Annotated in this window: 26 protein-coding genes and 1 pseudogene; 16 read left to right on the forward strand and 11 right to left on the reverse strand. The window is 45.5% G+C overall.

Annotated elements, in window-relative coordinates:
- The first annotated feature begins 61 nt into the window (after positions 1–61).
- Complete coding sequence (locus H6F63_RS23245) at positions 62–1,543, forward strand: hypothetical protein (protein WP_190639762.1); 1,482 nt, start codon at positions 62–64, stop codon at positions 1,541–1,543.
- A gap of 201 nt (positions 1,544–1,744) precedes the next feature.
- Here the strand turns inward: H6F63_RS23245 and H6F63_RS23250 are convergent, their stop codons facing one another.
- Positions 1,745–3,919, reverse strand: a complete 2,175-nt coding sequence (locus tag H6F63_RS23250) for a flavin-dependent dehydrogenase (protein ID WP_190639919.1) — start codon at positions 3,917–3,919, stop codon at positions 1,745–1,747.
- Positions 3,920–4,216: 297 nt separating this feature from the next.
- On the opposite strand from H6F63_RS23250, the gene H6F63_RS23255 reads away from it, so the two are divergent.
- Positions 4,217–4,447, forward strand: coding sequence for a hypothetical protein (locus H6F63_RS23255; protein WP_190419923.1), 231 nt, complete (start codon positions 4,217–4,219; stop codon positions 4,445–4,447).
- 67 nt (positions 4,448–4,514) lie between these two features.
- On the forward strand, positions 4,515–5,195 hold the full coding sequence (locus H6F63_RS23260; RefSeq protein WP_190639920.1) for a phosphatase PAP2 family protein: 681 nt from the start codon (positions 4,515–4,517) through the stop codon (positions 5,193–5,195).
- Positions 5,196–5,292: 97 nt separating this feature from the next.
- On the opposite strand, the gene H6F63_RS23265 is transcribed toward H6F63_RS23260, so the two are convergent.
- The 5 genes from H6F63_RS23265 to H6F63_RS23285 all read right to left on the reverse strand — a co-directional run bounded on the left by H6F63_RS23265 (position 5,293) and on the right by H6F63_RS23285 (position 12,415).
- Positions 5,293–7,461 carry a response regulator gene (locus tag H6F63_RS23265; RefSeq protein WP_190639763.1) on the reverse strand — a complete coding sequence of 723 codons (2,169 nt, stop codon included), beginning with the start codon at positions 7,459–7,461 and terminating at the stop codon, positions 5,293–5,295.
- Between the two features lie 218 nt (positions 7,462–7,679).
- Positions 7,680–7,856, reverse strand: coding sequence for a hypothetical protein (locus H6F63_RS23270; protein WP_190639764.1), 177 nt, complete (start codon positions 7,854–7,856; stop codon positions 7,680–7,682).
- 77 nt (positions 7,857–7,933) lie between these two features.
- Complete coding sequence (locus H6F63_RS23275; protein WP_190639765.1) at positions 7,934–8,395, reverse strand: response regulator; 462 nt, start codon at positions 8,393–8,395, stop codon at positions 7,934–7,936.
- A 203-nt stretch (positions 8,396–8,598) separates the two neighbouring features.
- On the reverse strand, positions 8,599–10,380 hold the full coding sequence (locus H6F63_RS23280; RefSeq protein ID WP_190639766.1) for a sensor histidine kinase: 1,782 nt from the start codon (positions 10,378–10,380) through the stop codon (positions 8,599–8,601).
- A gap of 124 nt (positions 10,381–10,504) precedes the next feature.
- Positions 10,505–12,415, reverse strand: coding sequence for a GTPase family protein (locus H6F63_RS23285; RefSeq protein WP_190639767.1), 1,911 nt, complete (start codon positions 12,413–12,415; stop codon positions 10,505–10,507).
- A 122-nt stretch (positions 12,416–12,537) separates the two neighbouring features.
- On the opposite strand from H6F63_RS23285, the pseudogene H6F63_RS23290 reads away from it, so the two are divergent.
- The 6 genes and pseudogenes from H6F63_RS23290 to H6F63_RS30680 all read left to right on the forward strand — a co-directional run.
- Positions 12,538–12,678: pseudogene (locus H6F63_RS23290) on the forward strand (BrnT family toxin); the annotation flags it as partial.
- Positions 12,679–12,681: 3 nt separating this feature from the next.
- Positions 12,682–12,939 carry a BrnA antitoxin family protein gene (locus H6F63_RS23295; RefSeq protein ID WP_190639768.1) on the forward strand — a complete coding sequence of 86 codons (258 nt, stop codon included), beginning with the start codon at positions 12,682–12,684 and terminating at the stop codon, positions 12,937–12,939.
- A 280-nt stretch (positions 12,940–13,219) separates the two neighbouring features.
- On the forward strand, positions 13,220–13,636 hold the full coding sequence (locus H6F63_RS23300) for a deaminase domain-containing protein (RefSeq protein WP_199298231.1): 417 nt from the start codon (positions 13,220–13,222) through the stop codon (positions 13,634–13,636).
- Between the two features lie 67 nt (positions 13,637–13,703).
- A complete protein-coding gene (locus tag H6F63_RS23305; protein WP_190639769.1) occupies positions 13,704–14,639 on the forward strand; it encodes a hypothetical protein in 936 nt (311 codons plus the stop codon).
- 20 nt (positions 14,640–14,659) lie between these two features.
- Positions 14,660–15,067 (forward strand): hypothetical protein, encoded by a 408-nt coding sequence (locus tag H6F63_RS23310; RefSeq protein ID WP_190639770.1) that lies wholly within the window; start codon positions 14,660–14,662, stop codon positions 15,065–15,067.
- A gap of 52 nt (positions 15,068–15,119) precedes the next feature.
- A complete protein-coding gene (locus H6F63_RS30680; protein ID WP_277876480.1) occupies positions 15,120–15,248 on the forward strand; it encodes a hypothetical protein in 129 nt (42 codons plus the stop codon).
- Positions 15,249–15,266: 18 nt separating this feature from the next.
- On the opposite strand, the gene H6F63_RS23315 is transcribed toward H6F63_RS30680, so the two are convergent.
- The 3 genes from H6F63_RS23315 to H6F63_RS23325 form a co-directional block, all read right to left on the reverse strand.
- Entirely contained in the window at positions 15,267–15,830 is a 564-nt protein-coding gene (locus H6F63_RS23315; RefSeq protein ID WP_190639771.1) for a Uma2 family endonuclease, read from the reverse strand.
- Between the two features lie 119 nt (positions 15,831–15,949).
- Entirely contained in the window at positions 15,950–16,639 is a 690-nt protein-coding gene (locus tag H6F63_RS23320; RefSeq protein ID WP_190639772.1) for a type II CAAX endopeptidase family protein, read from the reverse strand.
- Between the two features lie 134 nt (positions 16,640–16,773).
- Positions 16,774–16,911: a hypothetical protein gene (locus H6F63_RS23325; RefSeq protein ID WP_190639773.1), complete on the reverse strand. Its 138-nt coding sequence runs from the start codon at positions 16,909–16,911 to the stop codon at positions 16,774–16,776.
- 21 nt (positions 16,912–16,932) lie between these two features.
- On the opposite strand from H6F63_RS23325, the gene H6F63_RS23330 reads away from it, so the two are divergent.
- The 4 genes from H6F63_RS23330 (at position 16,933) to H6F63_RS23345 (ending at position 19,669) form a co-directional block, all read left to right on the forward strand.
- Positions 16,933–17,172, forward strand: coding sequence for a type II toxin-antitoxin system prevent-host-death family antitoxin (locus H6F63_RS23330; RefSeq protein ID WP_190639774.1), 240 nt, complete (start codon positions 16,933–16,935; stop codon positions 17,170–17,172).
- A complete protein-coding gene (locus H6F63_RS23335) occupies positions 17,169–17,552 on the forward strand; it encodes a type II toxin-antitoxin system VapC family toxin (protein WP_190639775.1) in 384 nt (127 codons plus the stop codon). The genes H6F63_RS23330 and H6F63_RS23335 overlap by 4 nt, the downstream gene beginning before the upstream one ends.
- A gap of 55 nt (positions 17,553–17,607) precedes the next feature.
- Positions 17,608–17,763 (forward strand): hypothetical protein, encoded by a 156-nt coding sequence (locus tag H6F63_RS23340; protein ID WP_190639776.1) that lies wholly within the window; start codon positions 17,608–17,610, stop codon positions 17,761–17,763.
- Between the two features lie 550 nt (positions 17,764–18,313).
- Complete coding sequence (locus H6F63_RS23345) at positions 18,314–19,669, forward strand: FAD-dependent oxidoreductase (RefSeq protein ID WP_190639777.1); 1,356 nt, start codon at positions 18,314–18,316, stop codon at positions 19,667–19,669.
- Positions 19,670–19,688: 19 nt separating this feature from the next.
- On the opposite strand, the gene H6F63_RS23350 is transcribed toward H6F63_RS23345, so the two are convergent.
- Entirely contained in the window at positions 19,689–21,014 is a 1,326-nt protein-coding gene (locus tag H6F63_RS23350) for a GTPase (protein ID WP_190639778.1), read from the reverse strand.
- A gap of 436 nt (positions 21,015–21,450) precedes the next feature.
- Positions 21,451–22,614 (reverse strand): hypothetical protein, encoded by a 1,164-nt coding sequence (locus tag H6F63_RS23355; protein ID WP_190639779.1) that lies wholly within the window; start codon positions 22,612–22,614, stop codon positions 21,451–21,453.
- A gap of 485 nt (positions 22,615–23,099) precedes the next feature.
- Here H6F63_RS23355 and H6F63_RS23360 point away from each other — a divergent pair, with 485 nt between their 5' ends.
- The 3 genes from H6F63_RS23360 to H6F63_RS23370 are packed head-to-tail and all read left to right on the forward strand — an operon-like array spanning position 23,100 to position 24,834.
- Positions 23,100–23,585, forward strand: coding sequence for a glutathione peroxidase (locus tag H6F63_RS23360; RefSeq protein ID WP_190639780.1), 486 nt, complete (start codon positions 23,100–23,102; stop codon positions 23,583–23,585).
- Between the two features lie 11 nt (positions 23,586–23,596).
- The gene (locus tag H6F63_RS23365) at positions 23,597–24,016 is read left to right on the forward strand and encodes a DUF1824 family protein (RefSeq protein ID WP_190639781.1); all 420 of its coding nucleotides are present in this window, start codon (positions 23,597–23,599) and stop codon (positions 24,014–24,016) included.
- The gene (locus tag H6F63_RS23370; RefSeq protein ID WP_190639782.1) at positions 24,013–24,834 is read left to right on the forward strand and encodes an SDR family oxidoreductase; all 822 of its coding nucleotides are present in this window, start codon (positions 24,013–24,015) and stop codon (positions 24,832–24,834) included. Before H6F63_RS23365 ends, H6F63_RS23370 begins: the two co-directional genes overlap by 4 nt.
- Positions 24,835–24,850: the final 16 nt, after the last annotated feature.

The following is a 24,850-nucleotide window of genomic DNA, read 5'->3' on the forward strand; positions in this document are numbered from 1 at the left end:
TTGATAACGCTATATCAAATCCCTTCTAAACACCCCCTGACCCTCTCTTAAAATTAGAGCAATGAGTGAAGCTGACACCCCGCAAGAAGAAGCTAACAAGTACCAGCCCCCGTCGGAATTATTCAAGGATGAAGCCGTAAGGATGGAGGATGAACAAAGAAATGATGAAGGTTCAGGGATGAACGCCGAAACAGATTCTCCGATTCCGCCTTCATCCGTAGACCTCGAACCTTCCGAATTTCCTGCACAGGAGGAACCTCGCGTGCAAAAAGTTGTTAGCTTGGTGCATACTCCCCCAACCTCGGAGGAGGATACCACAGCACCGAGTATGAAGTCCCAGCCGCCGATAGATACGCCTAATTTATTTTTGCTGGCGGCGGAACTGCGTCAGCGAAATCGGGATTTGCTCGTGCGAGTGAATCATCTAGAAAAAGCTTATGCTGAGTGTCAGGAGGCATTGCAGGCGCAAAAAGTGCGATCGCAATCTCAAGAAACCTTACTCGCCCAAGCTTCCGAACAACTCAAGGCTTCCCAAGAGCAAGTAACTCGCCTGTTTCGGGAACTAGAATCATCTCATCAAGCCGCCCAACGTCAGCAAATATTGATAGAAACGCTGACACAGCAGCTAGAAAACTCTCAGGAACGAATAGCCCAGCTAGAGAGAGAATGCGCCTTTACTCAACAACGCTACAACGAGCAATCTCACCAACTGTTTCAAAGTGAAAATCATGCCCGCGAGTTAAGCGCCCGCCTGCACCGCCAGCAGCGCCAAACCTTGCAATTCAAAGCGGCGTTAGAAAAGTGTCTGGAAATGCCCGCCTCGAAAGCCGCTGACCCCGAACCAAATCTACCAGGTGCCAACTGGGCACAGCGCCAACCCAAAAACGCTCCCGATCCCTCATCACTGGTTCCCAAAGCCCAGCCGATCCAACCTTGGTCAGTGCGATCGCATTTCCTCGACCACCAAGTTGATGAGGAACAGAGTAACCCCACATTATCTTCTTACTCGCCAATTACAGACACAACATCGTTTGTCTCCGCAGACTGGGAACCTATAGAAGAGGAGATGTCTAACTCCGAAGAAGAATTAAGAGTTGTAGAACAAGATTTTGCCTCTGTACTGGATGATTATCCACTACCAACTGAAGTTGACTATATCTATTCCATCTCTGACCCAGAAACAGCTTCTCCTCAAGAAATTTCAGCGATTGAGGAGGAAATCGAAGACTTGCTGCTGGCTGTGACTTCAGTACCAGATGAGAATGATGAACCGGAAACCATCGACACCCCAGCGTCAGATTACAGATTTCCTTTTTCATCATTTCTCGAAGATACTTCAGAAGATGATGCTGATGTGAACGCCACACAGGAGGAAGCCACCCCAAGGGAAGAAGAATTTGCCGCCTCTTCGCCAGCCCAGCGTTCTGATGCTATTCTCTCCCAACCCAACTGGCCTTCACCAATTGTTTATCCCCAGCGCCCCCCTAAAGGTAGAAAAACGTTGGCAGCAATAGAATTGCCAACGTTTCCGAAAAGAAAGTAGAAATTAACTTGATGTGCTTTCTTTACAGATTCAGTTCCTCCCTTGGAAAGGGGCGCGGAGGTATCTAACGCCTGTTGTCTTAACGTTTTGATCCCCCCAACCCCCCTTCAAAAAGGGGGGCTTAAGAAAAAGTTGTCTTAACGTTTTCATTCCCCCAACCCCCCTTTCCAAGAGCAGCTTAAGAAAAAGTTGCATATTGGGTTAATTCTTAATTAACAGCCTCTCGCCTCTCCAGGGCGATCGCTCTTGGCTTTTGAGACGACGGCCCTGTTCAGCACTCAAAGCATAACTCTGGGTCAGCAACCACAGCCACAGAGCCGGATATCGGTCTTCCAGCCAAGGTTGTAGGCGCTGGATGAAGCCGGGGAACCAACCCCCCAGCAACCAGAGATATACAGCATTCAGAGTAAAGCTGAAGTAACTGCCCAGCCAACGCAGGATATCCTTTGGCCCCCCAAGTTCCCAAATCCAGGGCAGCAAAGAGGGGTTTTGCCAAGCAGCTATTAGCGCTAGGCGATTAAAGGTCAGCCAATCCACTCGGTCTTTAATAAAAGTATCTGCCACCTCTGGTGGTTCCGTTGCCAAAAGTCCAAAAAAGGTATTCAGCATCGAGTTAATCCGTTGGGGTGGCAAGTAACGCCCCGTGGGAACCATCATCCCTTTGGAAAAGAGCCAGGTGACTGAGACGTTGCTTTGATAAGCGCGAATCTGGTTTAATTGACGCGCCTTCAACAAATCATGCTTTAGCGCAGTATCCAAAAGCGCCGTCAAACGTCCCAAATTGCGGACTAAAGAGCCAAAACCAGTAAATACGAGAGGAGATTGCAGAGAAGCCGCATCGCCAATGCCAATCAGTCGGTCATAGGCGACAGTGCGATCGCTACCTCCCACACTAAAATGGCCCGGAATATACCCAAACGTCGGCTTTTTCCAAACCAACTTCTCCATATCGCACCGACGATACTCCGGCAAAATTGTAAAGAAGTCTTCATACATCTCTAACAAAGAGCCGGGATTATCGGGATGCACCTGATGGTAATGGAACAGATAAATAGTAATTTCCTCACCTTCCGCCGGGAATAGCTCCCAAATCAGCTGTCTTCCCCGCGAGATATCCCCGTGACTGTTCAACACATCGCCATACTGGGAATCCCAAACCCCAGGCTCAAAACCGCTGGCAATGACAGCCCCCACCGTAGGACAGACACTATCAAAAGCGCGATCGCCATTCAGCTGCCACGCAATCGGTGACGCAGTACCCATCGCATCCACCAGCAACCGTCCAGCCGCTTGTCGCGGCGATTGGCTAGGTAGATGTTTCGCCGAAACTACAACTTCCTTTTTCCCAACATCAGCCCGGATAAACTCCGTCTCATCCCAGATTTCGCCCCCAGAAGCCAACAGCTTTTCCCCGCACAGTCGCAGCAGTTTCTCCGAATCCAAACCCACATTCAGCACCGTTGGCGTATGCAAAATCTGTGCTTTCAGCTTAGGCGGATTGTTACCATCGAAAAATTTGTTAAACCCGTCTACATACTCTGCTGCGATAATGCTTTCAAACTCCGCAGGGGTAAACAAACCCAAATTAATTAAACTTTGGAACTCATCGCGAGAAATATTCCATTCCCGGTTCATCCGTCCGAAAGGCAGCCTTTCCAGCAGCAGCACCCGATGACCGAGTTTAGCCATAACAGCCGCGTGGATGACACCCAAAGCACCACCGACATAAATTAAGTCGTAGCTGGGGATTGGGGATTGGGGATTGGGGATTGGGGATTGGGGATTGGGGATTGGGGATTGGGGATTGGGGATTGGGGATTGGGGATTGGGGATTCTCCCAGTCTCCCCTGAATCTGAAAACACTACCTGACGGGGTTGCTGCGGATTGCGGACACTTTCTCGCCAACGCTGCTCCCACCAGTAGACGCGGTTAAGGTCAGACTCGCCATTGGGCATTTTCTGAAAGAATCTGACTGTTTCTGGGTAATAGGGAGCCAAAGCCTCGAAGATAGATTGTTGCGACAAATCAATCTTTGGTGGTTCTGGGTACTGGTGGGGAAACTTGCGTCTCAGACCTGAGTTGAGTTGTTGCAGTATTTGTTTTTCACTGGGGACGCGATCGCCCCAACGAAAGACCTTCAGGTAAGTCGTGCGCTGTACTGACCAAACAAATATCGAGAGTTCCGTTTGCGGAATCTTCGCCGTTTCGCTTGTATCGGTGTTGTTAGTGTTGCCACCACCCCTAAATTGCAGCTTAATACCGTCGGATGTGATAATTCTCTTACCCAAAGACAGATGCTCAAATTCCTGCTGTAACCAGACACGGACGGCGGCTGTATCCGGGGTAGGAACTTCTAAGTAACAAATTTCTCTCATATTGGTGATCTCCATTAGGGAACCTCTTACTGAGGAAGACAGAGTAAACAGGTGTCAAAGTGCGCTAAACTTCCGGATACGAATTGCTTAGAATTGATTAAAAAAGTTTACACAAAGCTCATTTTCTTAATGTAAAGGGTGCAACTGTTGTACGGGCGGGAAACCGCTCTTGACGAAAGCCCTGAGCGCATGGTAAAGGAGCCAGTTTCTAGGAAGGCAAAAGACAAAAAAAAGAATTTTTTTGTTTTTTGCCACCTCCTCCCCAGTCCCTAATCCATAATTTCCCGTCCCTACGCCATGAATTATCCCATCCCAGCTAGTCCCCAAGAAATTGTCGATTTACGTCAAAAGCCTGTTGATGAAGAGTTAGTCGCAGCCGCGATCGCAGGCGTGATTAATATTGCCCGCCAAGAAGGGCAGTCTTTAGACGAGTTAACTGCCCAAGTGCTAGCAGAAGATGGTCTGCTAGATCCGGCGCAAAGAAGCTGGCTTAGTGACATTGTTGCCCAAGCCTGGGCTAGTCTATAAAAGACTGGAACGTTAAAAAATCGTGAAGGACATCATCAAGCATATCTTCTCAGCTTTGCCGCAGTGGATGAGTTCTCGGCTGTTTGGTTTGATATTTACAATTCGAGCAGCAGGGCTATTGCTTGCAGCCCTAGCGCTGTGGGGATTTGCCCAGATCGCTGACGAAGTTTTAGACAAAGAAAGCCAATTTATTGACACGGCAATTTTACTGGCTCTCCAGCGTCTGCATACGCCGCTACTAGATCGAGTAATGACAGGTATCACCTTTTTCGGCGAACCGGAGTTGCTGCTAATCATCTGTCTCGGCTTCGCGGCTTGGTTGTTAGTGCGAGGTAATCGGTCACAAGCGACAACCCTCGGAATCGCCTCTTTGGGTGCCGTTGGCTTAAATTATTTACTCAAAGACCTATTTGCCCGCGATCGCCCGGCGCTGTGGGATCGGATCGTTGATGTCCGCTACTACAGCTTTCCCAGTGGTCATGCAATGATTTCAATGGTCGTCTACGGCGCGATCGCTTACTTGCTGATTAAAAACTTCGGCAAGTGGAGCAATTTAATTATCATCACCACAGTTGCATTAATTTTCAGCATTGGTCTGAGTCGGCTTTATCTGGGTGTCCACTGGCCCACTGATGTCTTAGCTGGGTATGCAGCAGGCATAGTGTGGTTAATGACCTGTATCTTCAGCCTGGAATTCTGGCAATATCGCCAGGTAAGCAACTCAAAGACAGTAGCGCCGAGTGAATAGGGATTGGGAATTGGGGATTGGGAACTGGGAATTGGGAATTGGGAATTGGGAATTGGGAATTGGGAAAAAGTCTTACCTAGTCCCTAGTCCCCAGCCCCTAGCCCCTAGCCCGTTCAGTTAGAGAGGTGATCGCATTCACCAACATATCAGGATCAATTGGTTTGGGCAGGTACATCTGGAAGCCTGCGGATAGCGCCTGTATTTTGTCTTCTTGCCTGCCATAAGCCGTCAGCGCGATCGCTTTTAAACTCTCACCTTGTCCCTTCTCTTTGAGCCTAATTTGGCGAATCAAATCGTAACCATTGGCCTTTGGCATTCCAATGTCACTCACAAGTACATCAGGCTGGAATTCTTCCAAAGCTTGCAAAGCTTCATCCACACAGGAAACTGCTGTCACTTTCGCACCTTCCCCTTCCAGAATCATTACCAGCAAATCCAATGTGTCAGGGTCATCATCAACACTCAGCACTTGCAGCCCATCAAGTAATTTTGAATTTTGGATTTTGGGTTTTGGATTGTCTGTTCCCGATTCGCTGGTTTTCCTGGCCTCTATGATGGGGAGATTGACGATAAAGGTTGCTCCCTGTCCTTCTCCTTTACTTTCTGCAAAGATAGTCCCGCCGTGCAGTTCCACCAGTTGTCGAGCGATCGCTAATCCCAAACCTAATCCATTGCGCGAACGTGTAGTGCTACTATCTGCTTGGCGAAAACGGTCAAAAACATACGGGAGAAAGTCGGCGCTAATGCCTTCACCTGTATCGCTAACCGTGATCCTGGCGTAGGAGATTGGGGATTGGGGATTGGAGATTGGGGAAGATAATAATTCTTGTTTTTGGCTTTTACCTTCCTCTTTTTGAACCTCTGTTGAGGGAATCGCCTTTTGCCTTTCTATCTCCCCATGTTCTAAAGAGAGGTGGACTTCTACTTGTCCGCCTGGAGGTGTAAACTTGATGGCATTAGAAAATAGATTCCAGACAACTTGCTGTAAGCGATTCAGATCGCCCATAACCACGAATTGTGGATTTTCGACAAGGGGCGGATCGGATTTTGGATTGATGGCAATTGGGGATTGACTCTTGACTGGGAAATCTCCCACTCTCCCATCCCCTGAACCCAAGGGAGAATCCAAAATCAAAAATCGAAAATTGATTGATTTGGCTTCGGCTGATAACCGGATAGTATTGAGAGTATTTTCAATTACTCTCACCAGATTCACAGGTGATATCTGTAGTTGCATTTGTCCCCGCATCAAGCGAGAAGTATCCAGAATATCTTCAATTAACTGATTCTGTTGGAGGGCGTTGCGTTCAATAACTTCCAGACTGCGCTTTCTGGTTGCTTCATCGAAGTTGCGACTGCGTAGCAATTGCGTCCAACCTAAAATTGCGTTCAAAGGGGTGCGGAGTTCGTGAGAAACGATCGCTAGGAACTCATCTTTTAAGCGATTTGCCACCTCTAATTCTTCTGCGTATTGCCGCAGTTCTACCTCCCGCTGCTTGCGATCGCTTATGTCCACATCAACCCCGATCATCCGCCTAGCTTTACCCTTTTCGTCGGATAAAACTTGACCTCTGCCTACCAGCCAGCGAACGCTACCGTCACGCCTGACAACGCGAAATTCTTGGTTAAAGTTCGTTCTAGTTTCCAAAGCATTGCTTATGCCTTTATCAACTACTTCTCGGTCTTCTGGGTGAACGCAGGCGAGAAATGCCTCATAAGTTCCCTGGAAGCTGCCTGGAGCCAAACCAAATAACCGTTCGCAATCCTCAGACCAAATCACCTCACCTGTTAAAATATTCCAGTCCCAGCTACCCATTTGGGCAGCAAAGAGCGCCAATCTCAGCCGCTCCTCACTCAGTTGCAATTCCTCAACAGCGGCAGCATATTCCCGACGCATCTTTCGCTTTTCCAAGGTGTCCCGCACAGCGATCGCTAAACGATGCAGAGGTTTTCGTTTTAGGACATAATCGCTCAACCCAGACTTCATCCCCTCCACCGCAACTTCCTCGCTGCCGCTATCAGTACACATAATTACTGGGCAGTCTGGATACAAAGCTTTAATAGCATTTAGAAGTGTCAAGCCATCACTCCAGCCCAGCTCGTAGTCTACGATTGCTAAATCGAAATTGCCCACTTGTAGCACTTTGTCAAGACTTTTGGCATCAATAGGCGAAGTCAATTCAAGCTGGGGAAACTCTTGCTGAAGCTGCCGCGTAACCAGGATGCGATCGTCTGGATTGTCGTCAATTAGTAGTATGCGTAGCATGGGGACTGGGGGCTAGGGACTGGGGGCTGGGAATAACGAATCTTGAATGCGGAAATTTTTTTATTCATCCTTTATAATTGATCATTTTACTGAGTCGTTAATTGCCCCTGTAAATCCCTAGTAGTCATTTCCTCTTCGTTCCCGGTATTAGTGAACATGATTACAGGGCAGTCGGGATAGCGGGATTTAATGTTATTGAGAATTGTTAAACCATTGTTTCAGCGTAACTGATAGTCTGTAACCACCAGGTCAATGCGATCGCCAACCATTGCTTGTGCCAAATCCTCTGCTGTGGCAACTTCTGTGATGCGGAGGTCTGAAAATTCTCGGTTTAGCTCGCGAGCAGTTAAAACTCGATCGTTCTGGTCATCATCGATTAAAAGGAAATGTAGCATTAGAAACTGGAAACTGGGGACAAAAAAGGCAAAAGGCAATCATGTCAAAAAAAGAATCTTCGCTTTTTCCTTTTTCCTTACTCGACTCCACTCAGTCGAATTTCTGGCTGTTCGTTCAACAGCAGCCAATACAACTTGAGGGTTTGCATCACTTCTATTAAGGCGGTAAGACCAATAGGTTTAACCAAATAAGAATTAGCCCCTAAGTCGTAAGCATGATTAATATCAATATTTTCTTGAGAGGAAGTTAAGATAATCGCGGGCAGACGCTTGAGTTCGGGTTGCTGCCGTAGCCATGCCAGAACTTCATGACCTGAGCGACGGGGCAATTTCAGGTCTAATAAAACTAGCGAGGGTATGGGATAACGCTCTCGGTCGGCGTATTCACCGCTACCGCTGAGATAGAAAACGGCAGCATCTCCGTCGCTGACGACTTGCATTGAGGCATTGGCTAAATTCGCCTTGCGGAAGGCACGCTGGGTGAGAAGAATGTCGTTAGGGTCATCTTCTACTAGCAAAATGGTGTGTGCTGTGGTCATTGGGGGCTGGGGACTAGGGATTAGGGATTGGGGACTAGGGATTAGGGATTGGGGACTAGGGTCTGGAGACTAGGGTCTGGGGACTAGGGGCTAGGTACTGGGGGCTGGGGGCTAGGTACTAGGTACTGGGTACTGGGTACTGGGTACTCGGTGAGATTCTTTCTCTTCCTCTTCCCCAATCCCCAATCGCCAATCCCCAATCCCTAATCCCCAGTCCCTCTTTGTAATTCAATCCAAAAGCGGCTTCCCTGTCCAAGTTTGGATTCTACTCCTACTTGTCCGCCCATGCGATCAATGCCTTTACGGACAATCGCTAAACCAATTCCCGTACCGGGATAAGTTTCGATTCCATGCAGGCGCTCGAAAACGCGAAAGATGCGTTGCTGGTGTTCAGGAGCAATACCAATACCATTATCTACCACCCAGAGGCGCACCCAGTCACCGCGCATTTCAGCCCAGACTTGCACTTCTGGTTGTACGCCCACATCGACAAATTTAATTCCATTCGTCAGGAGATTGGCGATCGCTTGAACTAAAGTGGGGCGATGAGCAATTACTTCTGGTAGCGGCGAAGTAATTGTAACTTGAGCTTGCTGTTGCTTTAAGTCACCTTCTAGTTGAGCGATCGCTTCTTTCATTACATCTGTTAAATTTATCGCCTTCAGTTGCAAGTCAGCGCGGCTGAGTCGGCTGTAAGTAAGTAAGTCTTGAATCAGATTTTCCAACCGCTGGGCAGAAGAAACAATGCGCTGGGCATACTCTTCACCGAGGTTGTCTAGAACATCGCCATAGTCTTCCAGCAAAGCTTCTGCAAAGCCTTGCATCGCCCGTAAAGGGGCGCGGAGGTCATGGGAAACTGAATAAGCAAAGGCTTGTAGTTCGTCGTTTGCCTCTTGCAGTTGCAGAGTGCGCTGAATTACCCGCTCTTCCAAAGTTTCGTTAAGCTGTCTAATTTCGGCTTCTGCTTGTTTGCGAGCCGTAATATCATTGAGCATCCCGACCATCCGGTTAGGATGGTACTCGGCATCATACTGGAACCGCCCGAAAGAATTTACCCAGCGTATGCTGCCATCTGGCAAAAGGACACGATACTCAGTTTGAAAGTCCTGCTGATCTTTTCGTGATGTTTGTATGCCCGCCTCAACTCGTGGCAGGTCTTCAGGATGAACGCGGTCTGCCCATTCTTTGTAGCTTCGGTTCGGCTTGCCTGGTTCATAGCCAAAGATGATTTCGTGATAGGTTGTCCAAAATATCTCATTAGTGGTTATATTCCAATCCCACGATCCCATTTTGGCTGCGTCTAGTGCTAAGGCTAGGCGTTCACTCTTCTGGCGCAGCTTTTGGGCTTCCTGTTGGCGTAGGGCGCGATCGCGTCGCATCAGATAGTACACTAAACCCAGCAGTACCAAGCTGACAAAGGTGGCAAGGGTAAATGTAAGTATGGTTCGTTGGAGACTCGCTTTTGATTCTTTAATCCGAGAAACCAAAAGTTGATTTTCTATATCTTTCATGTCAGCGATTTGCTGACGAATGCCATCCATAATTTGCTTACCCCGGTTGTTTCGGACAACCTGCTGGGAAGCTTCAAAGCCTTGTTCTCGCCGTAATTTGATTTTTTGTTCGAGATCGCTGAGTTTAAGAGCGATCGCACCCTCCAAGGGCAGGATGCGCTGCTGCTGTTGTGGATTATCTGCGGTTAATTGCTTGAGAGATTTGATATGAGTATTAATTTCGGCGATCCCACTCTGATATGGTTGCAGATACTGTTCTTCTCCCGTAATTAAATAGCCGCGTTGTCCGGTTTCGGCATCTTTTAAGGTGGAAAGTGTCGCCTCTAGTTCATTTAAAACCTGATAGGTATGACTCACCCACCGCTCATTTTCAAACACCTTTAGAATGTTGCGATAGGATACTACAGCATTGGCGAGGATAAGCACCAGTGTTACCCCAAGCCCGACTGTAATTTGTTGTGCAGATCGTTTCATGGCGGTAGACGGTGTTGCTTGACGCTCATACCATAAGGTTATCAATTTGCACGAAGGCGATGTCGGCAGCATTCAATTTTTTTAATGTTGCCGACATATAGCGGTAATCCGAAATTGATCTCATTTATAGGTTCAGATAATACTCGAACCGCTCCCGAAGTTGTTCAACAGTTAGATTCTGGCTCCAATATTCCGTTAAGGCGTGACCAAATGCCCAAGCGTTGCGGTCGGGTGAGGCAGAGTTTTCCAGCAGCAAGGGCCAAAGTGATAATAGGTCAAAGTTGAGAAGGTTTTCCCCCGGCTTCAACAACGAAAACAGATCATACGCCATCTGGAGTTTGCCAAGAACGACGGGCAACTGTTCCACGGGAATTTGCTCAGCCAACAGATATGCTAGGGTTGGTCGTCCGGTTGTCAGCGTAGCGATGAACTGGAGAACGGGACTTTTGAGCAGTGCAGCCAGTCCCTGAGTTGTCGTCATCTGAAAGGTGTAGCGGTCGATGATTTTGGCAGCTGCGACGGTGCGGGCTTCTAGGTTACGCAAAAAGCGGGCAAGGCGGAGTTGCTTCGTAGGTGCGATCGCATCCACCAGTGCCAAGGATAGCGCCTCTATGCCCCAAGCGACTCGACCTGTTTTGATGTCACCCGTCACAACAGGCACAACTAAATTGCAGAAATCATTTAGACGTTCAGCGCGATACTTGGTGGCTTCCCGGATAGAAATTTCCTTCGGGCGATCGCCTGATTCCCAGTTGTAGGGAGGATTCCATTCGCGGATGGGACGCAGCCGATCTACCTGGGTGACAATTGCGATCGCGCTCAAGTCTGCAATGTCTGCTTTCATATCTTTGAGAAAGTCCACATCCATTTGCAGTGCCGGATCGAGGGCTGGAGTTACCAACAACAGCAGATCCGCGTTTGTGGCATAATCAAGCACCAGTTCCCGCAGATCCGCATGGTTCACTTGTTCGTAACCGGGCGTATCCCAAAGGGTTAGCGTTTCTCCGTTTTCGAGCTGCCACTGGTAATTCTGAATTTTATCAGTGCTGGGCAACACATCCACGGCGGCTCGATCTGCCTGAAACAGTGTATTAATCAAGCTACTTTTTCCAGACCCAGTTCGCCCCGCCAGTAGAATATTGACAGGTTTTTGCTCAACCGCCTCCGCAGGTTCTGCTTGAGCTAAGATTTCTCTCAGGGTTTGGGTCTTTGCCTTGGGTAGCGTCGGTGCAGCAGTAGAGGATTCTGACGCTGGTAGGGTAGTGCCGCCGTAGAGAGCGATCGCTTGCCGACATAAGTTCCTGAGAGCCGCTTCCCGCAACATCTGGCTCAAATTCCCCAGCAATTCCTGAGTTGCCTGGTTGCTGGAACGTTGGCTGGCTACTTTTGCCACCGCCACCGCTGGGTTCAAAAGCCACTGCGCCCAATTCCAGACTTGCCACAGTTTCCGGGCAGATGGCTCCAGCTTGCGGTAAACTCCGTATGCTTCGTATGCTTGCCCAATCGTGACTTGAGCGAGGGCAGGGGATAACTGCTGTATCCACCGATCCAAATCATCCACCGTTCCCCTAATCAGTCCAAAAGCTTGCGGAACGTGAATGTTGAGCAGGGGATACTTTACTTCAGGATTGTAGACATGAGCGATCGCACTGACAAGATCCTGGCATCGCTGCCAAAAAGTTTGCCAATCTTCCCAAATTGGGCGATCGCTTTGTGCGGCTTTCAATATCTCTTGGAACCCGGCTTCTACTCGACTAGCGGTGTCATTTCCCTCTACTAGCCGTACTGTGTCTTCTCTACCAGATTCCAGTTCTGCACTAACTTCCGCCATTACAGATTCTATCTGCGCGATCGCGGGTCGAGTCCACTTCACCAACAGCCAACGCCAACCCACGAATACCAGAGTAAATACAGCCCAAATCCAATTAATACCCCACTGGTGAATCTGCAACCCTGCCGATACCAGCAAGAAACCGACGATAGTTGCAATCGGCGTTGCCAACACTACCCACTGCCACACCTTTAATCGCATCATTACCCCACCCCTCGATTAGACTTCTTATACCGTTATTGTCCCTAACATTCCTCTGATGCTAGACCCCATAATGGGGGATAACATGACGAATCAGCGTGTGCGATCGCTGTTGGTGGTTTAACAAGCGATTTATCACAGTTGGTATAGATGCCTTCGGTCGAATCCTAGTTGTTGTTTATACATGGCGTGACAATGAGATTCGATTGATTTCTGCCCGCAAAGCTACACGCCATCAGCGAAAGCAATATTATGAGGAGGAATAACTGATGGAAGCTGAGTATAATTTTAGTCAGGGGAAGCGGAGAGCAATCGAGCCAACACCGCCTGGGAAAACCCGTATTACCATCCGATTAGATGATGATGTTTTGGCATGGTTTCGCGAGCAAGTTCATCTAGCAGGTGGAGGAAACTATCAGACATTAATCAACGATGTACTTCGCCAGCACATCCAACAGCATTGCGAACCATTAGAGGAAACGCTACGGCGAGTTTTACGAGAGGAACTTGAACGAATTGGGAAATGAGGTGCGAGACTGAAGTGTGATTGGGGAACGCTATCTGCGCCAGTTCATCATCTATGCACAACTTTGCGGATAAAGAAGATAATGATAAACGCGATCGCTCCTTTTGTAGGGCTATGCTACTGTCGAGGATTTGGTAATTTCTAGTTAGCCCTTGGGTCAGTGAAGATAGAGTTCCAGCATTTTGTTAGAGAGATCAACTGTATTATGGACGCTAATTCCATTGATTCATAAGAACGTAAGCAGGAGCCTATAAGGAGCTGAAACTCTGATCAAGGAGCGTTTGCGCGAAGATGCTGCTCAAATTCGAGCAACATATATTAACAAACCATTCCCTAAAGGTAATATTGCAGTTGCTGAGGTACATATCCAGGGTGATGTAATTTTTTGTGTAGGAGGAACATCTAGAAGTAAGAGTCCAACGCCTAAACCCAAGCCAAAGTGCGAAGGAGGGCAATTTGAGCCTACAATCGACCCTTATAGCGGACACCTTATGGATACTGATGCTGAATACAAAGTCTTATCCGCAATTGCAGATATTCTTGAGATGTTCTACGATATCCAGGTAAGAGGGGATCTCTATCTTTACACTGAACGAAACCCTTGTACAAGTTGTAACGATGTTCTGAGGCAGTTTAAGGAGAAGTTTCCAAATATAAGATTAGAAGTATTCTGGGATCACCCCTATCCCCCTATTTAAAGATAAAGGTAAAAGTATTCTGGGGCTCCCCATCCCTATCTAAAGAATTGTCAGGGAAGAACTTATAATGGTATTAACATCAAGCCAATCGATAAACCTAAAATTATCTTCGCAACATAATATACCTAACCATCTCAAACTTCTCTTTAACAAAATAAGGCTAGAACATTACGAAGAACTCTATGAGCCAGAGGCAGATGGAACAACTCCACTTCAAAATACTTTAAATGAAGTTCTAAATTCACTTCGCAGCAGTAACCAAAGACTCAATCACCTGCGCTATCTTTGGATGACGCTTATTTTAACTCTAGTAGTAGAACCTACATTAGAATACTATCAGCCAAGTAATTCCCTGCCAAAATATATCATTGATTTGATAACTTTATGGCTTCGGATTACTACTAGGAATACATTAAATAACTCCAAAATTAATATTACTGAATTTAGGATTTATGAATTAATTAGAGAAATATCAGAAGAACGTGATTTATCTTCTGATAGAAAGTTGACAAGCTTTCAAACAATTGATGAAGCGCTAGATGTTTTTAAGAATGCGGTTCGGGTTATTGATTATGATCAAGCAGTAGAAGCAATTCTAGAAATTTTGGATGATTGCTTAGAAGGGTATGCTATTTTCCCTGGTTCTTATGGCAGACGCGAGTTATTTGATTGGTGGCTATTAGATGTTGTGCCAGCAAGTTTTTACTTACTACCTCCTAAATGTTTTTATGTAGTAGAAGGCCTGGAAAATCAAGAAGACATTAAATTACGACAGACTAAGGCTTTGGACAAAGTTAGCTTTGAAATATATAGCCTGCTAGGTGAATCAAATAGCAAAGAAGAAGCAAATTCACATATCTTATACTGCGATGAAAGATATACATCAACTAAGATAAATAAGGTGAGATTGGATAGAAAAGTTAGACTTGATAATTTGAACTTAAAATTGAGCATAAGTAACAGTTCAAAAAACACTCAATCAGAAGCAGTTTGTTTTGTGTAGGGAATTACATAATAACGTAGATGAGCGAAAAACAAGATATTAGAAAAGAACTACTAGAAACTTTACGACAGTCTCTTCAAGGTGAAGACTCACTTGGTGAAGAAAAAGAAAGTAGTAGAGAACAGGAAAGCTATGGAGAGGAATACATTGCTCAACTTAAAGATGCTTGCAATAACTTTCTCAAGAAAGAATCTTTTCAAGTTGGACAACTTGTGAAATGGAAAGAAAATCTCAAGAATAGAAAATTACCTTCCAAAAATCAACCAGCTATTGTTGTTGCTGTTCTAGATGAGCCTATTACTAGCAGTGAAGAAGAATCTGGTAGTCCTTATTTCCTAGAGACACTAGACATTGTATTAGGAGTATTGGTTGATAACAATACGTTTCTAACTTTTTACTACGATAGTAGAAGATTCGAGGCTTATTAAAGGGTACACGGTAAATACCCTGCTATCAAACAGCCTATCACCGTAGGTTGAGTTGACTTCGATTAACATCCCGTCCTCGCCTGTGTCAGGAAGCAAAGAGCAATCGCCAGCAAGACCGACGAACAGAGCGATGGCTGGCTTGATTTGGGGTTTACCTGTAGCCGTTGAACTTTGCCGTTAGACTGCTGCACGCGATCGCTTATTCCAGTAGCCAACCAAACAAATTTCCCAAAGTAAGACGGAAATTATTGGCAAATTCTGGTACTGGCAAACACGCTTCTGGTTCATCGAAAACTTCTGTTGGTCGATCCGGCAAATAGACGAACACTGATTGTTCTTCTGGATCGATTAGCCACCCCATCTGGGTCTGATACTTCAGACAGCGCAGAATATTTTTCGTTACTTTCGTCTGGCTTTGGTCAGGGGACAGAATTTCAATTGTCCAGTCTGGCGCAGTCGAGAAAACATTCGCAACCCCACCATTTTCCTTGCGTGGAATCCGTTCCCATCTAAATACAGAAATGTCAGGTACAGTTGAGCGTCCGCCAAAAGTACAGCGAAGCTCTGAAAAAGCTCGTGCAATCCGCTGTGGCTTGAGTATTGCGTTAATTGCGGCTGCCAACTCAGTCTGAATCGCGCTGTGTTCTCCTTGAGGCATTGGCTTTTGGATAATCCGTCCATCAATGTATTCGTTAGCAGGTTTGGTTTCTGGAAGTTTCAGAAACTCTTCCAGAGTCAGAACTTTGGTGGGTGTTTGTACCATTTTTTACGTTTGAGGCAGCTAGTCACACCGCTTTTACCTGTTATTCTACAAAGCGATCGCTCGTTCAGTCTCACCCTAGTTGAATGAGGCGACAATTTAAGGAATTTAGCGCGATCGCTTTACCCAAAGAGAAGGTGCCAGCCAACCAGAGCGATCGCCAAATCTGCCAGTAGATGACTGATATAACACGACCACAGGGAACGGTAAGTCAGATAGCACCATGACCACACAGCACCAGCAATGAAAACTCCCAGGGAACCTAACACCACAACAAGCCCGTTCCCGATGTACCCTGCCAGGGCAATAATATGATGCAGAGTGAAAAATAATGCAGCGAGATATACTGCACCAATTCCTGGGAGTAGGACTTCGCATTTGCGATACACAAACCATCGCCAGATGTATTCTTCGATCAGCGAGTTTATTACAGTAAAGTAGAAGGCACCGATCAGATAAACGGTGGGGGTGGCAATGCCGACCTGTTGTGCTTTTGCTCGAACATCGACCGAATCGATCCAGCGCTGCCCAACAATCCAGTAAGCACCGAGAATAATACCAAACATGAGCATTCCTAAAATCGTTCCAGCTAGGAATTCTCGTCGCGAAGGCACAGACAGGACGACTCTCCCCCGATCGATCCACAAAAACCATATCAGGGGTAGTGCCAGTATCCAAACTCTCGTCAGGACGAAGAGGAATTGTCCTACTGCTCCTGGTATGTACAACCTGCCAGCGATACCAATGCTGGCAGCAGAGACGAGCAGGAATAAAGCTAGCACTGCATTTTGAGCAGAATTAGTTTTGAGCATTCTGGATTTTGTTGGATTGTTATTAACCCTTTGTCCAATATAGTTAGATTTGAAAGTAGCTGGTCAGAACATAGTTCTTAAGGTTTAATTCCCTTAAATTGTTCTTGTGATGAATTCCCGTCCAAGTATTTGTACTAAGAAGCAATGCGCGATCGCTTTTCCTGAACAAACAGAGCGATCGCTGGTGTAAATTGGTTTTGGTTGCACGTAGGCGAAGCGTGCGATCGCCTGCGATCACGTCCTAAAGAGCTAAGCTGGGAGCAGGCTTCCATTACCTGTGCAACAGTGACGTTATGCTAACGGTAACGATTGAGGAAATTCAGCGAGATATTGCAACTTACCTTCACCAAGTCGAAGCAGGTGAGACTCTTATTGTCATGCAAGCAGGAAAGCCTGTTGCTGAAATTAGACCAATTTCACCAACCGTTAAGCAACTTCGACCTTTTGCTCTTTGTGCTGGAGAGTTCACTGTACCAGATGATTTTGACACTCCATTACCAGAAGACATTCTGACCGCATTTGAGGGTACATGAAGCTACTGCTTGATACTCATGTGTTTCTTTGGTTCATCAGTGGAGATCGCCGATTATCAAATGACCTGCGTGACAGTATCCGCGATTCAGACAATGAGGTATATCTGAGTGTTGTCTCAGTATGGGAAGCAATTATCAAGTATCAATTAGGCAAGCTACCACTGCCAGATTCTCCCGAAACTTATCTACCCAAACAGCGCGATATCCATCTCATCGCCAGTCTTCATCTAGATGAAAATAGTGTTGCTCAACTTGCCAATCTACCACCGTTACACCGAGATCCATTTGATAGAATACTCATCTGTCAAGCTGTAGAGCATGGTTTGACAATTGCCACACTGGATGCGGCAATTCGCGCCTATTCAGTTAGCGTCATTTAGAGTATCTAAACAGCACCGTAGAGGGCGATCGCTCGTTCAGTCTCACCCTAGTCGAGTGAGGCGACAATTTAAGGAATTTAGCGCGATCGCTCGTGTCAAAAAGTCAGCAGCGATCGCTTTTGGTGAACGAAAGGAATTTAGCGGGATCGCTTGTGTCAAAAAGTCAGCAGCGATCGCTTTTAGCGAACGAACAGAGCCGCGCTCTTTCTAAGTTGGTTTTGGCTGCACTCCTACGCCTGTGTGCCTATTACACTGCAAACTGGTCAATAGGCTTCGCTCTCGCTGACGGCTCCCCATTAAACTTATGCTTAGCCAACAAGGCAAATAAGGAGGACTATCTCAATACTGGATAGTGAACAACTGTTGACAATTGAGTTGCAAGTTCGCCTATCGTGCGCTTTAGAATATTTGAAGTTAGCAGGCACTTTCTCGCCGAAGCTTGAAAATCTTCTACTACTTGGCGAGTGGCGCGATTTAGCGCGGGTTTTCTATCTGGCGAATGAGCGCAATTATAACTGTGGAGTGACTTATCCTATCTTAGAGACTGTTATTCTAAAAATAGTGGCTATAAAGCCTGAGTGAAAAATGTAACATAATTTACAACAAAATAAGTTTTTTCTTCAGCAAAATTTCTGCTTTTATATGTCTAGGCAAGCTATCTAGTTTAGGTTATGTAACTATTAAACTAACTTATCTAGATTTTAAATTTTTTACTTTTTTGTTTGGTCTTTTCTTACTCTTCGTTACATTTTGGAGAAACTATGCAAGTTGAAAACAGCATCTATGAAGTAGCTATCATTGGAGGGGGAGTCTCTGGAACCGCCTTACTATATAGCTTAAGCAACTATACCAACATAAAGCGCATTGTTTTAATAGAAAAGAATTCAGAAGTTGCATTAGGAAACTCTCATAAAACAAGTAATAGTCAAACACTTCATTTTGGTGACATAGAAACTAACTATACTTTGGAGAAAGCTCAAAAAGTAAACAAAGCTTCAAGTTTAGTTAAAAATTATATTTTGAGAAACGATCCGCAGCAAGAAATTTACAGCAAATACCACAAAATGGTTTTGGGTATAGGAAAAGAACAAATTCAAGAACTTAGAGAAAGATATAAAGAATTTAAGTCGCTGTTTCCTAAGTTGAAATTGATTGGAAAAGAAGAAATTAAATTTATAGAGCCTAATTTAGTAAACGATAGAGCACCTGAAGAAGAAATTTTGGCTTTGTTTACTGAAGAAGGTTACACAATAGATTTTCAGAAGCTATCCCAATCATTTCTAGAAAGAGCAATTAATAAGGCTCAAGAAAGAATTGATTTGATGATGGAAACAAAGGTTAAAAATATCAAAAAAGAAGGAGGATTTTATCAGATTCAAACAGATAAAGAAGTAGTGGTTGCTAAGGTGGTTATTTTTACAGCAGCAGCCTATAGTTTACTGTTTGCAAAATCTTTAGGATATGGGAAAGATTATGCGCTCCTGAATGTAGCAGGGAATTTTTACCTGGCACCAGGGGTTTTAAACGGTAAAGTCTATACTGTACAGATGAAAGAAATACCTTTTGCAGCTATTCATGGAGATTCAGAAGTTCACGATCAAAGTAAGACTAGATTTGGCCCAACTGCCAAAGTTACTTTTCAGTTAGAGGGGCGTAACTATGCTAGTATTTTTGACTATTTTAGAACAGCCGGACTCAGTATCAATGCTTTTTTAAGCTTTTTCAATATCCTTTCAGATAAGGTGATATTGAAATATATATTGAGAAATTATATTTACGATATTCCCTTAATTGGCAGAAGGTTATTTTTAAAAGAAGTTAAAAAAATTGTTCCTTCATTACAATTGAGCGATTTGAAGCTGGCTAAAGGGTATGGAGGAATTAGACCTCAAATTGTGAATCTTAAGACTAAGCGCCTTGAGTTGGGAGAAGCTAAAATTTTAGGAGAAAATATAGTATTTAACATCACGCCTTCTCCAGGGGCTTCAACTTGCTTACAAAATGCCGAATATGATACAGAAAAAATTCTAGATTTTCTGGGTCAAGAGTATACATTTGACAAGAACCGATTCTTGCAAGATTTAGGGGATGAGCAAGCTTTGGCTCAAATTACATAACTATTGCATGGCAGTTGTCTCAATTTTTGATTCCCTTAAACCGTTCTTGCGCTGTCTTAAATGCTTCTTGCATAACAGACTGAATTTTCTTAGGATCTGGTTTCTTGCCCCCCATTAAGTCACCGAAATAGACGCAGGCTCCTTCGCCTAACGCCCAAGTGTACGCAGCAGCCCAGGAAGCGGCTATTACACTCCCGATGCCAGGTATGAATTTGATTAACTCTCGCCCGACTGCCCGCGCCAGAAACCCACTAGCGATCGCGCTGACAATACCCCCCGCCTGCGAAGGAGTCACGGTTTGCCCGTACAAATTCCCTAAAATACCCACCATCGAGACTTGCAAAGCAGTCAGCACTGGCATGGTGGCGAATGGTAGTGGCACAGCTTCAACCGTGGCTGCCATGATGGAAAATGCCAACATATAGCGTCTTCCGACATCTCGGTAAAGGTTGCCAATTTTCTCGCTAGCTCCCTTATCTAACAACTGATAAATCGCACGGGCTTCAGCTTCCGGGAGTAGGTCTGCTAGAGCATCTCTGAGCGCCTCTAAGCCATAAAATACGGGATCGTAGCCGTCTTCTTCTAGAGTGAAGTCAATCAATACTGCGCGATCGCACACTCCTGAAAAGGCTTGCTGGAGCGCGGCGAAGGCTCGATTTACCTGCTCAATGTCAGGTGGATAAGTAGGATGATCGGCGGTATCGTTTGGATAAACTTCATGCAAGCAGGTGACAGCCAACAGACAGGGAACATCTGGATGCTGCTGACGCAAGTTCTGTGCAATTTGTCGCAGGGTGTCGGTAGCAAAATCATTGATTTTGACGGTCAGAATCAAGATTTTGGCGCGGTGAGTTTCCTGTTGCAAATCTCCCACCAACTCCCGCACAATCGCCTGTGTGTCCTGATTGACATCTCCTAGCCCGACTGTATCTGTAAAGATGAGCAACGGCAGATCCTCAGAAGGATAGGCATAGCGTTCGGTGTGCTGGGTGTGGGGACGAAATCCTTGACCCACAATCTCAGATGAAACGCCCGTCAGTCCTCGCACAATCGAACTTTTCCCGGCTTGGGGCTTACCAATCAACAAGGCTTCTGTGGTTGGTAGTTCGGCTCGAACACTCTCTAAAATCTCTGCAATTCGATCTTCGCTGACGCTAAACAACCCAGCAGCCTTCTGAGCCGCTTGTATGGGTAGGAGTTGCCTCAAGCGTGTTGTTGCGTTGTTCCAGACACCTGCAATGCGGTTTATCGGGGAATCATCGACTGACCCAGTTGTTACATCAGTCGGTTCACTCAATTGCTGAGAATTAGCTGAAGGCGAGTCAGCATCACGTTGCTCAGTCATGGGCATCAAAAAAGCGGATAGGTTCAGACTACATCCTGTCTATTATCCAGACTACAAGCAACGGCACAAGAAGATCCGCTTTTATAGGGTTTCTCAGTTGTATTAAATACAGAAACTAACCCACAGCCCCTTCTCACCTCTCCCTAACCCTCTCCTAGTGTCGTGTCTAGCCTAAAATGTTGGGTTCATTGAACGCCAAAATGCTTGTATTAAAGAATTTTTGACATCTGCTCTACCCAATATTTTAAGCTTGCCGCGCTACTAGGAGGAGAGGGAAGCCCAATAAATGTTTTATACGGGGAAAGGGGTATTAGCCCCTCCCCTTGAAGGGGAGGGGTTGGGGAGAGGTAAATTTGTATTGCACCGAAGTGGGAATCGCTATATTAACAAAGCCCGCGCAACGCGAGCTTTGTTAGTGTCGGGTTTTTTACACTTTTTAACGATTTGCTATCCAATACCCTAACGCCTGTCCCATCTTTTTGAGATAAAAAGGTCGTTGGTAACTGTAGTCTGCCAGATGTGCGGCGGGTGCGATAATGCCTCTGTACTTCTCACCATCGCACCAGTAACCATTGGGTTCGGATAGTGGCGTATCAACTTGGGTAAAGTGCATCAAACCAAACAATCCAGCATTAAGCAATTCTTGCTGGCGCGATCGCAACTCCTGATAAACTAAAGCTCCACCATTATCCCAATCAGTGTTTGGATCTGCCATCAGGAAAAGGTAGTCTATCATAGACGATTTTCCCAGTTTGGTCTTGATGAAGTTAGCAATCTCGATTATCCGGTCAGGCATATAATAAAGCTTAGCTTGATCCGGGGTTAAGCGTTGGCATCCGTTGCCATCATTACGCCACGGCCCCTGCGTCACTTGGAAGCCAAAAAACTCTACTCCTGGTGCTGCTGCACTCAGAGTGGTTAGAAATTTGTCTAAACCACCTGTTCCGGGGTTGAAGTCACCAAAAGCTAAACCAACTTTCACCCGCAGTCCCGTGACAGACCGACTTGCATTGCGTAGTCTTTGGGCAGCTTCAGCCATCAATTTACCAAAATTTTGCGGTATACTCGCATCCCAACCAGATGATACTAAGGCGGGGTCGCGGAGAGTTCCCACTAAGTTATGCTCTGGTTCTAGCACTAGGTATACTTGTCCTGTGGTTTTAGCTAGCACTTCCTTGGCGAAGCGGTCTAACTCGGAAAAATACCAACTTTTCCTAGCTTCAATTTCCGCCCAAGTTTTTTTAGTTTGGACGTCGGCTGTGATGAAGTCAAGGATAAAAACCGGGATGACACCTTCTTGTTTCATCCTAGCTGTACTTGTGCAAGTAGTCTGACCTGAGACGCAACCATACCAGATTGGCTCCCATCCCTTACCTACCCAAATCTGCTGCATATCTGGTTTGGGTAAGCCTGCTTCTTTAGAAATGTCCAGGCTATCTGTCCAGGTACCTTGGACTAAGCTAGCGCCGCCACCATAACCCAGGAGGATGCGAGTGGTTTGGGATGTGGCGACGGTGTTGAATTCAAATGATAGAACGAACGCGATCGCAAACGCCAGCAAAAATTTCCACGTTTTGTTCTTGAAAAAACTTATATTCACTAAAGTTGCCTCAATTAAAGATAGGTGTATCTGTCGAGTCTTTTCCCACGCCGATAAGTTTTTCGACAGCTTATCTCCGTGTCCGGCAAGTATTAAAAAGTTCAGTAATTTCTCTAATAAGTACGTAGATTAGCGTAAGAAGAATTGTATATTGGGTTATGCGATCGCAACCTAATACCCACAAGGATTTGTTGGGTTTCGATGGCAAAATCCAACAACTGGTTACTTGCTAAATTAACGGATAATACCTAAGCAAGTTGGGTGCGTAAGTGCAAGTTAATGCACCAAAACCCTTACAATCTTGGAGGTAGGTAAGGTTTTTGAAACTCAACATCCAGTAAACAAGCGTGAGTTATTGGGTGAGGTGCCTCAAACGCCACATCGCTCAACGAGGGGAACCCCCGCTTTTCGTCTGGCTCCCCAACCTACAAAATATGCACTATTTTAAGTGTGCTACCACAATACAAAATGGAAGAAAATTCAAAATGAGCAACACAGTTTCCGACATCGCCGTAAAAACCATCAATGGGGAAGATAAACAACTCTCCGAGTACGCCGGAAAGGTACTCTTAATAGTAAATGTGGCTTCCTACTGCGGCTACACGCTTCAATACAAAGGACTGGAACAGTTAAACCAAAAATATCGAGATACTGGGTTGCGCGTCTTAGCTTTCCCCTGCAACGACTTTGGAGCGCAAGAACCTGGAAGCAACGCAGAAATTATGCAATTCTGCACGAAAAACTACGGCGTTAACTTTGAGATGTTTGACAAAGTTCACGCCAAAGGTGCCCAACAGCACCCACTTTATAATCGACTCACCAATGCAGTTGAACCTACAGGAAATGTTTCTTGGAATTTTGAGAAATTCTTAATCAGCAAGCAGGGTGAAGTGGTCGCCAGATTTAATAGTAGCGTCAAGCCAGATTCTCCAGAATTGATTGCTGCAATTGAGCGTGAGTTAGCAAAATAACTGTAAAATTTATGTCCCTACAAAACCCGGCTAATCTCACTGTTGAAGAAGCGCATAAAATCCTTAAGGCTTTCGACTGCGTAAATTCCAGTGAATCAGCACCAACTAAAGACTCAATTCGTCAAGCTTTACTTTTGGTGACAGAGCTTTGCGATAATCAAATATTAGGAATTTGCGCCGACACCGCAGAACAGGGTATTCTGGCTTTGAAAACTTATACAGAAGCGTTGGGTTATGAAGTCCCCCAATTATCGGCAATAGATGGCTCTGTTTACATCAAATTTAACCCAAAAACAGGCTTATGTTATCTTGATTCTTACACAGGAGAACATCGCGGAGTCCTAATTTCCTGCCAGTCTGCATATGACGGAGGAATTAACGAAATGTACGGGCATTTGCCACTATATTTATTCACATCGGAATCGTCATGAACGTAGCAATTATTGGCTGTGGTTACGTTGGTAAAGCAGTTGCTGAATATTGGCAAAAATTAGGTTTTGTTATCACCGCAACCACAACCACCCCGGAAAAAGTTTCAGAATTGGAAGCAGTTGCCCAACGAGTTGTCGTAGTTAAAGGCAACGATCCAGAAGGTCTAAAGTCAGTCTTGGAAAACCAGGGTACTGTGCTTTTGAGTGTTGGTGCGAAAAGTGCCAATGAGTACGAAGAAACTTATCTAGAAACAGCTCAAACTTTAGTATCAATTTTACCCCAAATAGGTTCGCTGCAACAACTAATTTACACGGGAAGCTACTCTATTTATGGCAATAGAAATGGCTCATTAGTAGATGAAGAATTACCCGTTGCGCCTGAAAATTCTACTGGTAAAATTCTCTCTCAAACTGAGGAAGTATTACTGTCAGCCTCAACTGAAAATCTAGGCGTTTGTATTCTTCGCTTGGGTGGAATTTATGGTTCTGGTCGCGAACTGGTGAAGATTTTTCGCAATGCACCCGGAACAACCAGACCTGGAAGCGGAGAAGATATTACAAACTGGATTCGCCTTGATGATATCGTTGCTGGTATAGAATTCGTCCGTCAGCACCGACTACAAGGCATTTATAACTTAGTAGATGATGCCCATCTGACAAGTAGAGAACTGCTGGATAGAATGTGCGAAAAGCACAATTTACCTAAAGTTTTATGGGATTCGTCTCTTAAGAGTCTTCGACCATGCAATGCCCTGGTTTCTAATCAAAAGATAAAAGACGCAGGATATCAGTTGATTCATCCACAAATGATAGTGTAATTGATATATTATAAGG

The organism is Trichocoleus sp. FACHB-40, from assembly GCF_014695915.1.
Lineage (GTDB): Bacteria > Cyanobacteriota > Cyanobacteriia > Cyanobacteriales > FACHB-T130 > Funiculus > Funiculus sociatus.

Coding starts and splice junctions, on each gene's coding strand:
- H6F63_RS23245 (WP_190639762.1), top strand. CDS start 62: ATGAGTGAAGCTGACACCCCGCAAGAAGAAGCTAACAAGTACCAGCCC.
- H6F63_RS23250 (WP_190639919.1), bottom strand. CDS start 3,919: ATGAGAGAAATTTGTTACTTAGAAGTTCCTACCCCGGATACAGCCGCC.
- H6F63_RS23255 (WP_190419923.1), top strand. CDS start 4,217: ATGAATTATCCCATCCCAGCTAGTCCCCAAGAAATTGTCGATTTACGT.
- H6F63_RS23260 (WP_190639920.1), top strand. CDS start 4,515: ATGAGTTCTCGGCTGTTTGGTTTGATATTTACAATTCGAGCAGCAGGG.
- H6F63_RS23265 (WP_190639763.1), bottom strand. CDS start 7,461: ATGCTACGCATACTACTAATTGACGACAATCCAGACGATCGCATCCTG.
- H6F63_RS23270 (WP_190639764.1), bottom strand. CDS start 7,856: ATGCTACATTTCCTTTTAATCGATGATGACCAGAACGATCGAGTTTTA.
- H6F63_RS23275 (WP_190639765.1), bottom strand. CDS start 8,395: ATGACCACAGCACACACCATTTTGCTAGTAGAAGATGACCCTAACGAC.
- H6F63_RS23280 (WP_190639766.1), bottom strand. CDS start 10,380: ATGAAACGATCTGCACAACAAATTACAGTCGGGCTTGGGGTAACACTG.
- H6F63_RS23285 (WP_190639767.1), bottom strand. CDS start 12,415: ATGATGCGATTAAAGGTGTGGCAGTGGGTAGTGTTGGCAACGCCGATT.
- H6F63_RS23295 (WP_190639768.1), top strand. CDS start 12,682: ATGGAAGCTGAGTATAATTTTAGTCAGGGGAAGCGGAGAGCAATCGAG.
- H6F63_RS23305 (WP_190639769.1), top strand. CDS start 13,704: ATGGTATTAACATCAAGCCAATCGATAAACCTAAAATTATCTTCGCAA.
- H6F63_RS23310 (WP_190639770.1), top strand. CDS start 14,660: ATGAGCGAAAAACAAGATATTAGAAAAGAACTACTAGAAACTTTACGA.
- H6F63_RS23315 (WP_190639771.1), bottom strand. CDS start 15,830: ATGGTACAAACACCCACCAAAGTTCTGACTCTGGAAGAGTTTCTGAAA.
- H6F63_RS23320 (WP_190639772.1), bottom strand. CDS start 16,639: ATGCTCAAAACTAATTCTGCTCAAAATGCAGTGCTAGCTTTATTCCTG.
- H6F63_RS23325 (WP_190639773.1), bottom strand. CDS start 16,911: ATGGAAGCCTGCTCCCAGCTTAGCTCTTTAGGACGTGATCGCAGGCGA.
- H6F63_RS23330 (WP_190639774.1), top strand. CDS start 16,933: ATGCTAACGGTAACGATTGAGGAAATTCAGCGAGATATTGCAACTTAC.
- H6F63_RS23335 (WP_190639775.1), top strand. CDS start 17,169: ATGAAGCTACTGCTTGATACTCATGTGTTTCTTTGGTTCATCAGTGGA.
- H6F63_RS23345 (WP_190639777.1), top strand. CDS start 18,314: ATGCAAGTTGAAAACAGCATCTATGAAGTAGCTATCATTGGAGGGGGA.
- H6F63_RS23350 (WP_190639778.1), bottom strand. CDS start 21,014: ATGACTGAGCAACGTGATGCTGACTCGCCTTCAGCTAATTCTCAGCAA.
- H6F63_RS23360 (WP_190639780.1), top strand. CDS start 23,100: ATGAGCAACACAGTTTCCGACATCGCCGTAAAAACCATCAATGGGGAA.
- H6F63_RS23365 (WP_190639781.1), top strand. CDS start 23,597: ATGTCCCTACAAAACCCGGCTAATCTCACTGTTGAAGAAGCGCATAAA.
- H6F63_RS23370 (WP_190639782.1), top strand. CDS start 24,013: ATGAACGTAGCAATTATTGGCTGTGGTTACGTTGGTAAAGCAGTTGCT.